General features: G+C 37.8%; 15 protein-coding genes. 14 read left to right on the top strand and 1 reads right to left on the bottom strand.

Annotated features, from left to right (window positions below):
• The first annotated feature begins 42 nt into the window (after positions 1–42).
• The 3 genes from RIL182_RS12935 (at position 43) to RIL182_RS12925 (ending at position 1,641) form a co-directional block, all read left to right on the top strand.
• Positions 43–975 carry a hypothetical protein gene (locus RIL182_RS12935; protein ID WP_006859581.1) on the top strand — a complete coding sequence of 311 codons (933 nt, stop codon included), beginning with the start codon at positions 43–45 and terminating at the stop codon, positions 973–975.
• Positions 959–1,192, top strand: coding sequence for a hypothetical protein (locus RIL182_RS12930; RefSeq protein ID WP_006859582.1), 234 nt, complete (start codon positions 959–961; stop codon positions 1,190–1,192). Before RIL182_RS12935 ends, RIL182_RS12930 begins: the two co-directional genes overlap by 17 nt.
• 104 nt (positions 1,193–1,296) lie before the next feature.
• Entirely contained in the window at positions 1,297–1,641 is a 345-nt protein-coding gene (locus tag RIL182_RS12925; protein WP_006859583.1) for a helix-turn-helix domain-containing protein, read from the top strand.
• A gap of 24 nt (positions 1,642–1,665) precedes the next feature.
• Here RIL182_RS12925 and RIL182_RS12920 read toward each other — a convergent pair whose 3' ends face one another.
• Positions 1,666–1,899, bottom strand: a complete 234-nt coding sequence (locus RIL182_RS12920) for a hypothetical protein (RefSeq protein WP_044999568.1) — start codon at positions 1,897–1,899, stop codon at positions 1,666–1,668.
• A gap of 248 nt (positions 1,900–2,147) precedes the next feature.
• Here RIL182_RS12920 and RIL182_RS12915 point away from each other — a divergent pair, with 248 nt between their 5' ends.
• From RIL182_RS12915 to RIL182_RS12870, 11 genes are all read left to right on the top strand, one after another.
• Positions 2,148–2,360, top strand: a complete 213-nt coding sequence (locus RIL182_RS12915; RefSeq protein ID WP_014081251.1) for a helix-turn-helix domain-containing protein — start codon at positions 2,148–2,150, stop codon at positions 2,358–2,360.
• A gap of 193 nt (positions 2,361–2,553) precedes the next feature.
• The gene (locus tag RIL182_RS12910) at positions 2,554–2,877 is read left to right on the top strand and encodes a helix-turn-helix domain-containing protein (protein ID WP_006859334.1); all 324 of its coding nucleotides are present in this window, start codon (positions 2,554–2,556) and stop codon (positions 2,875–2,877) included.
• A gap of 651 nt (positions 2,878–3,528) precedes the next feature.
• Positions 3,529–3,951 (top strand): hypothetical protein, encoded by a 423-nt coding sequence (locus RIL182_RS12905; protein WP_006859323.1) that lies wholly within the window; start codon positions 3,529–3,531, stop codon positions 3,949–3,951.
• 8 nt (positions 3,952–3,959) lie between these two features.
• Positions 3,960–4,346, top strand: coding sequence for a hypothetical protein (locus RIL182_RS12900; protein ID WP_006859322.1), 387 nt, complete (start codon positions 3,960–3,962; stop codon positions 4,344–4,346).
• A gap of 419 nt (positions 4,347–4,765) precedes the next feature.
• Positions 4,766–6,049, top strand: a complete 1,284-nt coding sequence (ltrA, locus tag RIL182_RS12895) for a group II intron reverse transcriptase/maturase (RefSeq protein WP_015559317.1) — start codon at positions 4,766–4,768, stop codon at positions 6,047–6,049.
• Between the two features lie 96 nt (positions 6,050–6,145).
• Complete coding sequence (locus tag RIL182_RS21310; RefSeq protein ID WP_006859332.1) at positions 6,146–6,283, top strand: hypothetical protein; 138 nt, start codon at positions 6,146–6,148, stop codon at positions 6,281–6,283.
• Between the two features lie 5 nt (positions 6,284–6,288).
• Positions 6,289–6,675, top strand: coding sequence for a type II toxin-antitoxin system PemK/MazF family toxin (locus tag RIL182_RS12890; protein WP_006859319.1), 387 nt, complete (start codon positions 6,289–6,291; stop codon positions 6,673–6,675).
• 83 nt (positions 6,676–6,758) lie between these two features.
• Positions 6,759–7,007, top strand: coding sequence for a DUF6870 family protein (locus RIL182_RS12885; RefSeq protein ID WP_015559318.1), 249 nt, complete (start codon positions 6,759–6,761; stop codon positions 7,005–7,007).
• A 139-nt stretch (positions 7,008–7,146) separates the two neighbouring features.
• Entirely contained in the window at positions 7,147–8,838 is a 1,692-nt protein-coding gene (locus tag RIL182_RS12880; protein ID WP_006859318.1) for a recombinase family protein, read from the top strand.
• A gap of 1 nt (position 8,839) precedes the next feature.
• A complete protein-coding gene (locus RIL182_RS12875) occupies positions 8,840–10,522 on the top strand; it encodes a recombinase family protein (protein ID WP_006859317.1) in 1,683 nt (560 codons plus the stop codon).
• Entirely contained in the window at positions 10,515–12,065 is a 1,551-nt protein-coding gene (locus tag RIL182_RS12870) for a recombinase family protein (protein ID WP_006859316.1), read from the top strand. The genes RIL182_RS12875 and RIL182_RS12870 overlap by 8 nt, the downstream gene beginning before the upstream one ends.
• The last annotated feature ends 118 nt before the right edge of the window (positions 12,066–12,183 follow it).

Below are 12,183 nucleotides of genomic sequence, written 5' to 3'. Positions count from 1 at the left end.
TTTGGTGTGTCAACCTATTATGCAAAATACAGGAGGGTTAAAATGAAGATAGCTACCCAACATTATCAGGACAGCGTGATCACTCCGTATGGTAATAATCACTGGAATGGAAAAGAGAAAATTGATATTTCTAAGGAAAAAGATGATGCGGTTATTCTGGAAATAAGTGCAAAAGGTAAAAGAGCAATACAGCTAAAAGAGAAAAACGAATTTGAGCAGAATATTGTTCAAGTGGATAAAAGTGCAGATGATTTACCAGCATATTCAGGAATGTATGATGTTGACAAGACGATATCGTCTTCTCTTGAAAATTGTAGCAAAGAGGAACAGGGATTTGTATATGATATTATCCGCGAAAATTTTCTTATTGGAAATGGCAGCTCTGTGAGTGAGGAGGAGCGTCAGGCTAATATATCATTAGGAATGAAAAAAGCGGAATATGCTGCAAATAATTTTATATCAGAAGATAAAAAAAGTTCCTTTTTGGATGCAATGGAATCTATAGCAAAGCTGGCAAGTGCCGGAAAGATGAATGCAGATGGAAATATGGATTACGGGGTAAAAAAAGGAAATTATTTAGGACATGGTAGTAATCTTGTTTACACTACAGATGGTCTTGATATGATGAGGTCAATGGATTCAGGTGCATATGATGAATATCAAAGGATCAGTAGAGAAAGTAGTAATTCTGATAGACAGCTTAACACTTTAAAATACTTGACAAATTGGTATTCTAATGCTGTAACGAAAAATCCGCATATGGTAGAGAAATATGAAGCTAAATCGGATGAGTATATTGAAAAAAATGTAAAAAATCAAAAAGTAGATTCAATTTTTTCGGATTTGAAAACAGAAAGTAAGTCTGCTTTTATTGAAAGTTTGAAAGCATTTCAAGCACAGAATCCTAATTTCTTATCCAATATCGTTAATAAGGAATTGTCAAGAAAGTATTGGGCATATGGTATTATCGCCTAAGGGTGAGGATAAATATGAGATGAAGTATGTTCCGGAAGATTTTGACAGGTATGATCAAGGATTTTTTGGAAGAGCGAAACCAGAATATATTATTGTTAAGGGAGAGTGTTTGGAAAAATTAAAACAGCAAGGGTATGAAATGGACTGTTGGCAAAAAGGTATTCCGTTGGCGATAAATAATAAACATCCTGATAGCATAAAATTAAAGGGATTTTGACAGAATATGCAAAGTATTACACGAAAATGTCAAAGGATTACAGTTTACCAAAACCCATAATAGTTTCTGATATAATGCGATAAGTCAGAAAGGATGATGGGGCTATGGGGAAAAGAGAGCACATATACGAAATTATTGCAGAGAATATCAGAAAAGAACGCAGAAGGCTTGGAATTACGCAGGCAGAGCTTGCAGAACGGGCGGATGTATCATTGGATACTATCAAAAGTGTTGAAAATGGCAGAAGGGCAATGAGTCTTGATACATATTTGAATATTGTTCATGCATTGGAGTCATCGCCTACGGTTCTGATGAGCCAGCAGCACCCAGAAAAACACATTGAGCGTTTTGCATTTATGATGAATCGGTGTGACGAAAGAGAAATAGAATTTGCATTACATATGATTGAACAAATATTAAGAGGACAGGAAGATTATCTGAGTGAATAGACGGGTAGTTATCCTGTCCTTTGTCTATGACTCTTTTGCAAATTTTTCAGCGAGATGGTATATGATTTCTTCAATGGTGGGAGTTTCATTATCACATGGAAAGTCTGTCCAGAAGCGTTGCATTTGTGGATCAGGGCTTTTTAAAGCAATGGAAACTGCCCGCCCAATTTCCTGTTGGACTTCTTCTTTTGTGATTCCTTCTTTTTCGGCAATGATTTCCAAATATTTATCAACAGAGTATGTGTTTTTATCATTCATAGTGTTGTTGTGAATCCTTTCTGAAAAGGGTATCTGCGGGCAAATTGTCAGGTGCTCGAATTGTCCCGGTTGAATACCATAAAAGTAAAACAGATAATCCGTTCTATATTACATAATAACCTTGAGAGCTGTTTTCTATGCAGATTATGGCTATTTTCTATTCTATCATATACATACAGCATGGTGCATACACGCACCATATCATTATAGGACACTCTTGCGTAGAATACAAGGAGGAGGTCTTTGTAATGATAGTATATGACAGGTTATGGATTACACTCAAGAAGAAAAATATTAGCCAGTATGCACTAATTAAAGATTATGGAATAGATAAAGCACAGTTACAGCGATTGCGAAAGAATATGGTCGTAAAAACGGTAATCCTTAACAGATTATGTTCCATACTTGATTGTAAGATAGAGGACATCATGGAGTTTGTGCCGGATGAGGATATTAAGTAAAGAGATATTTCCAAAATGTAATGAGAGTTTGGAAATATCTCTTTTTTTAATCTGCGAATATTTATATTCTTGGTATTAAGGTGTACAATATTCCACTTGAAATAGCTGGTTTAGTCACTCTGACAAAAGATTCGCTTACGGTACAATGAATACAGCTTAAGCAAATATATAAGGTGCCGGAAAAGAGTGGAAGGTGTACTACGATATTGTTAATAGTGGAGAAAGAATAAAAGAGTTGCGTGCGGCAAGAAGAATGACAAGACAGCAGCTTGCCGAGCAGATTGGATTGTCAGTGGATGCTCTGCGGAAAATTGAAGCTGGTGTAAATGGAGCAAAAATAGATACTTTGATTAGTATTGCTGAATTGTTTCATATATCGTTGGATTATCTTGTGTGTGGGTGTGAAAGAAAGGCAGAAGTCGATGATCTGCTGGTTGGTCTGAAGGAGAAGGAAGTACAGTTTATCCGGAATATGGTATTAAATGCCGTTGACAATATGAAACTTCTGACAGAATAAAAAAGTCGGATTGCATTTTTGATGATGCAGTCCGGCTTTTTTTATAAGGATTTGGAACAGGTGGGAGTGTTACTCTTAGTTCAAAAGAGTGTCGGTTACTGTAGAAGATGCGTGGTGTCAGTTATACTCTGTTCAGGTTCTGAGAAAAGAACCGTTGAATATTGAAAACAGAATAGGACACGCATATCCCACGAGCTTATATCGCCTTGTCTATGACAGGGTGGCAGAATCCCATTTCGTGCGATGACTATCCTCAGAGCTGTAGCCGATTATGAGAAACGTAACAGCAGGAGCCTTTAAGGATAAGAGCAGAGGGTTGTGCCTACCGGGTTAGCAGCCGGAGGTAATGAGATAATAAGTGCACCTGAATTTCAGCAAAACGCATTTTCAGAGAGTGGCTACTTTCGTAAGTCCAGATGGGCAGGAAACTACGAAGTGATTGTGGCTGGCAAAGGATATGTTACCCGATACGGGGATGGTTAAGAAACCGGGAAGATAGTATTTTATCTTCCCACACAAACTGATTTATGGTCACCGACAGAAAAGAAATGTTTAGGTGTGATGGTGTGGAGAGTACAGATAAGTCAGCTTATGTGAGGAGATAAAGTGCGCACAGTATCAAATCAATATTATTTATAAGGAGATTTTAAGATGGAAAGAGCAATTATATATTATGCAAAAACAGGATTAGAGGCTACAGATCATTTTGTGCCGAAGTTGCTTGAAAAGTATTGTCAGGATAATGGCTATGAAATTGTAGCTATGCTTTCAGAGCCTGCTTCTACAGAAGGAGTTTCATTTCCGATGAAATATGCCATTATCGGTTTAAATATGGAAGAAGATGTTAATACAATCATAACACTTTCAAAGGATATGATTGGTGCAACAGATGAGAACGTTATTGATACACTTGGAAAACTCAGCGAATATGATATCTATGTGGAGGATATTAATGGAGAACTTGAAGAGTGTTATGAGATGATGTACAAAGAGCCTGTTCAGGAAAGTGATATAAGAGGGCTGGTGCTTGATACGGTATCAAAGTTCTATCATAACATCAGGAACGGCAGATAGGAGGCAATATGCAGGATTCCAGAGAAAAAAAGCGGTGTCTGATATTTGCAAGGAATAATGCAAATGATACAGCTGACCGTATCGAGGCATATGCAAAAAAGTCCGGCATGGAAGTTGTTGAGACAATTTTCAATACAGATAAAAAAGCGGTTGAACGATTAAGATATTATATTGAAAGAGATGCCATTATATGTGTGCTAGTAAGAGATGTGGTAGACATTTCAATGGAACTTAATGAGATTAAAGCTGTAATGACACTTGCAGCGGAACATGGAATCAGTATTAATGCAGAGAGCAGGGGCTATGAACCTGCTCTCATTTCTTTGTTTGCGCGCCATGGGCGCGCTCTAACGGGTGTAAGTCCCGAACATGCCCAGGTAGTGGGAAATGTATAGCCGAACAGCAAGGGTGTCTACTGTGAGGTGGAATCTGAAGGAAGCTGTAAGCGAATCTCTGGTCCGACGGACAGAAATCGCATATAAGGCTAGGCTTCGAGTGATAAGCTGGCAAAGAACAGTGAAGTCTAATAACTACCACGTTTGTAGAAGCAGAGTAAATGCGGCGGATATATGGAGAGAAAGAGCGTGCACCTTAAGCGTGGAGGTCTCACAGAGGTTTCATTAGCCTAGTAACAACGAACTGTGAGAAGTCAGCCGAGCCCATAGTAGTGAAGAAGTCTCTGTAATGGGGATGGAGCGAAGGGGCGAACAATCAATCAGTTTGAGTATGTCTCGTATTGCAGAAATGACAACATCTGCCGTAACCAATCGGGTAAAAGGTGGTCAAATCAAGCGAGACGGAAAGGAAAGAACGCATGGACACAAGTAATCTAATGGAGCAGATATTATCTAGTGATAATCTCAACAGAGCATATCTGCAAGTCGTACGAAACAAAGGTGCTGAGGGAGTGGACGGAATGAAGTACACAGAACTGAAGGAACACCTTGCAAAGAACGGCGAAACCATCAAGGGACAGTTGAGGACAAGAAAATATAAGCCTCAGCCAGCACGAAGAGTGGAGATACCAAAGCCTGATGGCGGTGTCAGAAACCTGGGAGTACCAACAGTAACAGACAGATTCATACAACAAGCCATCGCACAGGTGTTAACACCAATCTATGAGGAACAGTTCCATGACCACAGTTACGGATTCAGACCTAATAGATGTGCACAGCAGGCAATTCTAACGGCACTCAATATAATGAATGACGGAAATGACTGGATTGTAGACATCGACTTGGAAAAGTTCTTTGACACAGTAAACCATGATAAGCTAATGACTTTAATTGGAAGAACAATTAAGGACGGGGATGTCATCTCTATTGTAAGGAAGTATCTAGTGAGCGGAATTATGATAGACGATGAGTATGAGGATTCCATTGTAGGAACTCCACAAGGAGGCAACCTTTCTCCATTGCTGGCAAACATCATGCTCAATGAACTTGATAAGGAAATGGAAAAGAGAGGGCTTAACTTTGTACGATATGCAGATGACTGTATTATCATGGTCGGAAGTGAAATGTCTGCGAATAGAGTTATGAGAAATATCTCACGATTCATCGAAGAAAAGCTAGGGCTCAAGGTCAACATGACTAAGAGTAAAGTAGACAGACCAAGCGGACTTAAATACCTTGGATTTGGGTTCTACTTTGATCCAAGAGCACATCAGTTTAAGGCAAAACCACATGCTAAATCAGTAGCGAAGTTTAAGAAGAGAATGAAAGAACTCACATGCCGTAGTTGGGGTGTTAGCAACAGCTATAAAGTGGAGAAGCTTAATCAGCTCATAAGAGGTTGGATTAACTACTTCAAGATAGGCAGTATGAAAACACTATGCAAGGAATTAGATTCAAGAATCCGTTATCGGCTTCGCATGTGCATTTGGAAACAATGGAAAACACCGCAGAATCAAGAGAAGAACCTTGTAAAACTTGGAATAGACAGAAACACAGCTAGACGAGTTGCATACACAGGTAAAAGAATAGCTTATGTATGTAACAAAGGCGCAGTAAATGTTGCTATAAGTAACAAAAGATTAGCCTCATTTGGACTAATTTCAATGTTAGATTACTACATCGAAAAGTGTGTTACTTGTTAAGTTGATTGAACCGCCGTATACGGAACCGTACGTACGGTGGTGTGAGAGGTCGGAATTTCTCAATTAAGAGAAATTCTTCCTACTCGATTGAATGATATGACAGAAGAAAATAGAAAATTAAAACTGATTATATTTCCGGGCGAAACAGTAGTGATTGATGAATATGGGAAACGGATTGTTGCCTGTCCGACAGAGGATGAGGCAGAAGAATATATCAGGGAACAGGAGGAATGACATAGATGAAACTGAACAGGGGCGATATTGTTATTGCAAATCTGGAGTCAGTAAGTAAAGGGAGCATTCAGAAGTATACAAGACCTTATATTATTATCTCAAATAACAAAGCAAATCAGTATTCACCGGTTGTCACAGCAGTAGCCATGTCCACAAAAACATGGAAAAAGAAATATCTGCCAACCCACTGTCCAATACCGGCTGCAAAGGTAAAGGTTACTGACACAGATTTTGAGGTATTTGACAGTATGGCATTATGTGAGCAGATTGTATCCATTGATGTAAATGTCCAGATTGAGAGGGTAGTTGCTTCAATTTCAGATACGGAACTACTTGATAAGATTACTGAATGTGTAAAAATCCAGATTGGGGCATATGAAAAGTACAATTAAATATTACCGGGGCATTTGCTCCGGGTTACATAGCCACCTGTATTTTATGGGTGGCATTTTTACTGAAAGGGGGGATAGATTTTATGACAGCAGAAGAATACAGAGCATTGCTTGATACTGATTTTAGTGATGTCAAGATTAATGAAATGCCCGATATGGCATCTTATCATGCTGATCTGAATGATACGATTGAAAAGAGACAGCAGAAGTTTATAAGAAAAGTTGGGAATCCCTATATGATGAGAGTGGGGAAGATGAAAGTTAAAGTAAGCTTTGCCAATAATGGAGTTTCCATAGAAGAAGCTTTCAAGAATATGCTGCTTACAGTTTAGAATCTTTTTTCAGAATCATATGGAAAATGATAGGGAGTTGTGCTATGATATGTTCAAGGACTAAATGAATATGGCATAACTTCCTTTGATATTTTAGTTGGGTACATCTGACGTAGAATATTTAAAGGAGTGTTGCGATATGAGTAAACAAATCTCAAAAATCTATCATGCAGCCATCTACGTTAGATTATCTAAGGAGGATGGCGATGTTTCTACCAGCGCAAAAGCTGAGAGTAATAGTATTTCAAATCAAAAGGATTTCATCCGAAATTTCCTTGCAGACAAAAAGGACATTAGAATAGTTAAAGAATATGTGGATGATGGTTATTCCGGCTCTAATTTTGACCGTCCGTCTTTTCAGACGATGATGGAAGATATTAAGCGAGGAGTAATTGATTGTGTGGTGGTAAAGGATCTTTCACGTTTTGGACGCGAGTATATTGATTCAGGTCGATACATCGAAAGATTATTTCCGGCTCTTGGTGTAAGGTTTATTGCAATCAATGATAACTATGACAGTGTGACTGGAAAGTCACAGGGGGATGAGATTATTATTCCGTTTAAAAACCTGATCAATGATGCATATTGCAGGGATATCAGTATAAAGATACGAAGCCATTTGGATGTAAAGAGAAAAAATGGTGAGTATATCGGTGCATTTGTTCCCTATGGGTATGAAAAATCGGATGATGATAAACATAAGCTGGTTATTGATATTTATGCAGCCGGTATTGTGAAGGAAATTTTTCGGCTAAAGCTTCACGGAATGAGTCAGGATGCAATAGCAACACAGTTGAATAATGAGGGTGTGCTTGCACCTATGGAATATAAGCAGAGCACAGGGAGCGGTTATCAGACCGGATTTTTACAGAATGAAAAATCGGTATGGAGTTCAGTCACGGTCCGCAGGATTCTTGAAAATGAGATTTACATTGGAAATCTTGTTCAAGGCAAAAGAACGACACCAAATCATAAAGTGAAGCAGGAGGTTGTTAAGCCGGAATCTGACTGGATAAGAATCGAAAAAAATCATGAGCCGATTATTAGTGACAGGGATTTTGAGATTGTTCAAAGGTTGTTGGGAATGGATACGAGAATATCTCCGGATTCAGATATGGTCTATAATCTTTCAGGTATTGCAGTATGTGCAGACTGTGGTTCACCAATGACAAGAAAAATTACAACAGCAGGTGATAAGAAATACGCTTACTATATCTGCTCTAATCATAAATTGACAAAGCAGTGTTCACAGCACTCAATATCAGTATCGTTATTAGAGGATACGGTGCTTGAAATGTTAAAGCTTCATATCAAAAACGTAATGAATCTGGAAGAAATACTTGATTATATTGGAACAATTCCTTTCCAGCAGCTTGATGTAAAAAGTCTTGAAGCAAGAAAACAGAAAAAACTTGAGGAAGTTGAGAAGTGTAAAAGACTGAAAACTTCACTGTATGAAGATATGAAGGACGGAATTCTTACTAAAGAAGAATATCTTGAACTTCATGAGGCATATCTGAAAAAAGCAAAAGAGGGAGAAGAAATAATTCGCCAGATTGAGAGAGACATTGCTTTAATTCTTGAGGAGAAGGATGATAAGCATCTCTGGATGAATTATTTTACCGAATACAAGGATATTAAGGAACTGACCAGGGACGTGGTTGTAAAACTGATTTGTGAAGTAAGAGTTTCAGAGAATAAAGAGGTTGAGATCGTATTTGATTTTGATGATTGTTATAAGCAGTTATTAGAATCGGTCGAAAAACTGGGTTATCAAGTAGATAAAGAACCGGGTGGACAATTAAATATCAGCAGAAGGGAGGCTGTGTAATATGGCAAGAAAAAGCAGAAAAAATATGATGCTACAGGAAAACACAGCCTTACCGGATAAAGAGAAGAAGGTTCTTTTTAAGGCTGGATTATATGCAAGACTGTCCCATGAAAAGGAAGAGAACATTGAGAGAGGGACAATCGAAACACAGATGGAACTTATGAAGAATTATGTCAAAGATCACGAAGATATTGTAATTGAAGAGGAATATTATGATGCCTCCTTTACCGGTACTAATTTTGAAAGACCGGATTTTAAGCGAATGCTTGAGGATGCAAAAACAGGAAGAATTAACTGTATTATTGTTAAGGATTTATCGAGACTTGGAAGAAATTATGTGGAGATGGGGAACTACATTGAAAGAGTGTTTCCTTTTCTCAATGTAAGATTCATTGCTGTTACGGATGATTTTGACTCGTTCAGACCGGGCACAGACCTTATGATGCCTTTGAAAAATATCGTAAATGAGTTTTATGCAAAGGATATTTCCAAGAAAGTTTCAACTGCACATCGTAGAAAATGGACTACGGATGAATATATGTGCGGTTTTGCTCCATATGGATATCTGAAATCCAAGACGGAGAAGAACAGAATTGTTGTGGATGAAGCAACTGCTGGAAATGTCAGGCTTATTTATAAATTGTTTTTAGATGGCAAAGGTTACACACCAATTGCAAAATATCTGAATGAGCAAGGAATAATGTCACCATTGATGTATTTAAAATCTCTTGGTTACCAGCAGAATGTAAAAACCAATGGTGTATGGACCAAAACAACAGTTAAGTCAATACTGACAAATCAGGCATACATTGGTTCGGCGGTGCATGGGAAAGTAGTAATTGAGAAATACAATAATATTCCACTCCATGCAACAGATCCAAGTGAATGGGTCATTGTTGAAAATACGCATGAGCCACTTGTTGACAAAGAGACATTTGAAAAGGCACAGGAAAGAGTAAAGGAAATCTCGGATGCTTATTTTGCAAAAGAGTTTACAAAACACCCACCTAATGAAAAGAATTTACTAAAGGGAAAAATTGTATGCGGAGACTGTGGCAAGGGTATGAGACTTTCTCCAAGAACAACAAAATCGTATGTATATTTTTGTGGAACTTTTTCAGATGGTATTAATCCGGCATGTTCAAGACACAAAATTAATCAGGAGGATGTCAACAACGCTGTCTTTGCTCAGATTTCAAATCATATGCGTTGCTGTATTGACGCATTAAGAGTAATAAGGGAATTAAATGCAAGAAGCAGCGGACTGAAAAAATACGATGTGTATGAAAAAGCCATTACCAGACAGCGCAGGGAACTGGAGAAGGTAAACCGCAAGTTCTCTGAGTTATATGGAGATTATTCAGAACATTTGATTAATGAGAGTGAATATCTGACATTAAAGCAGCAGTATCTTTTAAAAAGCGAAGCTTTGAAGAAGGAGATAGATAATCTTTTAATATCTCAGAACTTGTATTCAAAGAATTATAAGATTGATGCGGACTGGGAAAATCTTATCAATAAATATCTGAAATGCAGAAAACTCAACAAAGAGCTGGCAGATGCATTTGTTGACAAGGTACAGGTGTTTGAAGGTGGCAGAATTTCCGTAAATCTGGTTTATGATGATTGTCTGGAAGAACTGTTACAGGTAAAAAATAAGAGAGAAGGTGATTTGAATGAGTAAGATAACTGCTATGTATATTCGCCTTTCTATGGAAGATGAAGATGTATCATTAAATCGGAAAGAGGAGAGTAACAGTATATCCAGCCAGCGGGAATTGTTAAAAGCATATATTGAAAATCATTCGGAGCTTAAGGATACGAAGGTACAGGAATACTGTGATGATGGATTTACTGGAACAAAATTTGAAAGACCAGGCTATATGAAGCTTATGGAGGATATCCGGGCTGAAAAAATATCATGCATTGTTGTAAAGGATTTATCCAGACTCGGAAGGGATTATATTGAAGTTGGAAGTCTTTTGGAGCAGATACTTCCACTTTATCAGGTACGGGTTATTGCAGTTAATGATAATTATGACAGCAATAACTATGATGGTTCCACCGGTGGTATGAATGTTGCGTTTAAGAATTTAATTTATATGCTTTATAGCAGGGACTTATCCAATAAAATATGTTCTGCAAAGCACACAAGGATACTGAATGGGGAGAACATTAGTGGTCAGTTAAGGTATGGATATGTCAAAGACCCAAGTGATAAGCATAAGATTATTGTAGATCCGGAAGCAGCAGAAGTGGTCAAGCTGATATTTGAACTGACCGCACAGGGCAAAAGAAAAACGGAAGTGGCAAATTACTTAAATGCTCAGGGTATTGATACACCATCTGCATATAAAAAGAGAAAAGGAAGCAGAAACGTTTTTCATGCAGTTGAAGTAAAAAGTCTGTGGAGTACTTCTTCTATCCGGGATATATTAAACGATGAAGTTTATCTTGGAAAACTGATATGGAATAAAACTAAGAAGAGGATAGGCAGCAATAACACTTCAAGCTATGTTCCTAAAGACGAATGGATGGTGATAGAAAATTGCCATGAACCCATTATTACTCAGGAATTATTTGATATGGCACACGCTAATTCAAAAAAATGTGTTCGTTTAAAGCGTGGTAAGAGAAACTATAATCCGTTTTATTATTGTGGTGTGTGTGGCAGAGCCTTGGTACCCAGCAAAAGGGTAAAAGGTGACATTCTTCTTTGTTACTCGTCCAGAATTGAGGAAAATTCTCCATGCAAAAACAACAGGGTGGAAGTTGCCAAGGTTGAAGATGCAATCATGAAAATTGTAAATATGTATGCAACAGCTTATCTGGATGAGAAAGGAATAAAGAAAGCTGGTAAATCGAAAGAAGTATCTCCGGAAGAAAAGATTGCAACACTTGAAAAGAAGGTGAAGAGCCTCAGCAGTAAAAAGATGATGTTGTATTCTGATTATAAGGATGACAAGCTCACAAGAGAAGAGTATGTCAAGCGTTCAAAGGCGATGGTGGAGCAGATTGATGAATTGCATCAGGAAATCGAACAGCTTAAAACAGAAATACCGCCAGAAGATAATTCTTCTAGTAAGTTTGAGACACAGTTAGAAAGTATCATCAATATGGAATCTTTTGACAGAGAGAAAATCCAGAAGGTAATCAAAAAAGTGATTATCAATGGAGAGGACAATATAGAGATTGTATGGAATACAGATGATCCATTTTTCAAGTAAGATGGATGCTTATGGAGTTTGGAGTGTCGAGAAAATATGGCACTCCTTTCTTCTGCAGGCATAAGTATTGCTTTCAATATACAGCGATAGCAGGTATAATAGAAAGTGATATTTGAGG

The sequence above is a fragment of the Roseburia intestinalis L1-82 genome, assembly GCF_900537995.1.
Lineage (GTDB): Bacteria > Bacillota > Clostridia > Lachnospirales > Lachnospiraceae > Roseburia > Roseburia intestinalis.
The sequence above is the reverse complement of the archived record's forward strand: the minus strand, read 5'-3'. Positions and strand labels throughout refer to the sequence as shown.

What these genes read in the sequence shown, in the direction of transcription:
- RIL182_RS12935 (WP_006859581.1), top strand. Translation starts at nt 43, where the DNA reads ATGAAGATAGCTACCCAACATTATCAGGACAGCGTGATCACTCCGTAT.
- RIL182_RS12930 (WP_006859582.1), top strand. Translation starts at nt 959, where the DNA reads ATGGTATTATCGCCTAAGGGTGAGGATAAATATGAGATGAAGTATGTT.
- RIL182_RS12925 (WP_006859583.1), top strand. Translation starts at nt 1,297, where the DNA reads ATGGGGAAAAGAGAGCACATATACGAAATTATTGCAGAGAATATCAGA.
- RIL182_RS12920 (WP_044999568.1), bottom strand. Translation starts at nt 1,899, where the DNA reads ATGAATGATAAAAACACATACTCTGTTGATAAATATTTGGAAATCATT.
- RIL182_RS12915 (WP_014081251.1), top strand. Translation starts at nt 2,148, where the DNA reads ATGATAGTATATGACAGGTTATGGATTACACTCAAGAAGAAAAATATT.
- RIL182_RS12905 (WP_006859323.1), top strand. Translation starts at nt 3,529, where the DNA reads ATGGAAAGAGCAATTATATATTATGCAAAAACAGGATTAGAGGCTACA.
- RIL182_RS12900 (WP_006859322.1), top strand. Translation starts at nt 3,960, where the DNA reads ATGCAGGATTCCAGAGAAAAAAAGCGGTGTCTGATATTTGCAAGGAAT.
- ltrA (WP_015559317.1), top strand. Translation starts at nt 4,766, where the DNA reads ATGGACACAAGTAATCTAATGGAGCAGATATTATCTAGTGATAATCTC.
- RIL182_RS21310 (WP_006859332.1), top strand. Translation starts at nt 6,146, where the DNA reads ATGACAGAAGAAAATAGAAAATTAAAACTGATTATATTTCCGGGCGAA.
- RIL182_RS12890 (WP_006859319.1), top strand. Translation starts at nt 6,289, where the DNA reads ATGAAACTGAACAGGGGCGATATTGTTATTGCAAATCTGGAGTCAGTA.
- RIL182_RS12885 (WP_015559318.1), top strand. Translation starts at nt 6,759, where the DNA reads ATGACAGCAGAAGAATACAGAGCATTGCTTGATACTGATTTTAGTGAT.
- RIL182_RS12880 (WP_006859318.1), top strand. Translation starts at nt 7,147, where the DNA reads ATGAGTAAACAAATCTCAAAAATCTATCATGCAGCCATCTACGTTAGA.
- RIL182_RS12875 (WP_006859317.1), top strand. Translation starts at nt 8,840, where the DNA reads ATGGCAAGAAAAAGCAGAAAAAATATGATGCTACAGGAAAACACAGCC.
- RIL182_RS12870 (WP_006859316.1), top strand. Translation starts at nt 10,515, where the DNA reads ATGAGTAAGATAACTGCTATGTATATTCGCCTTTCTATGGAAGATGAA.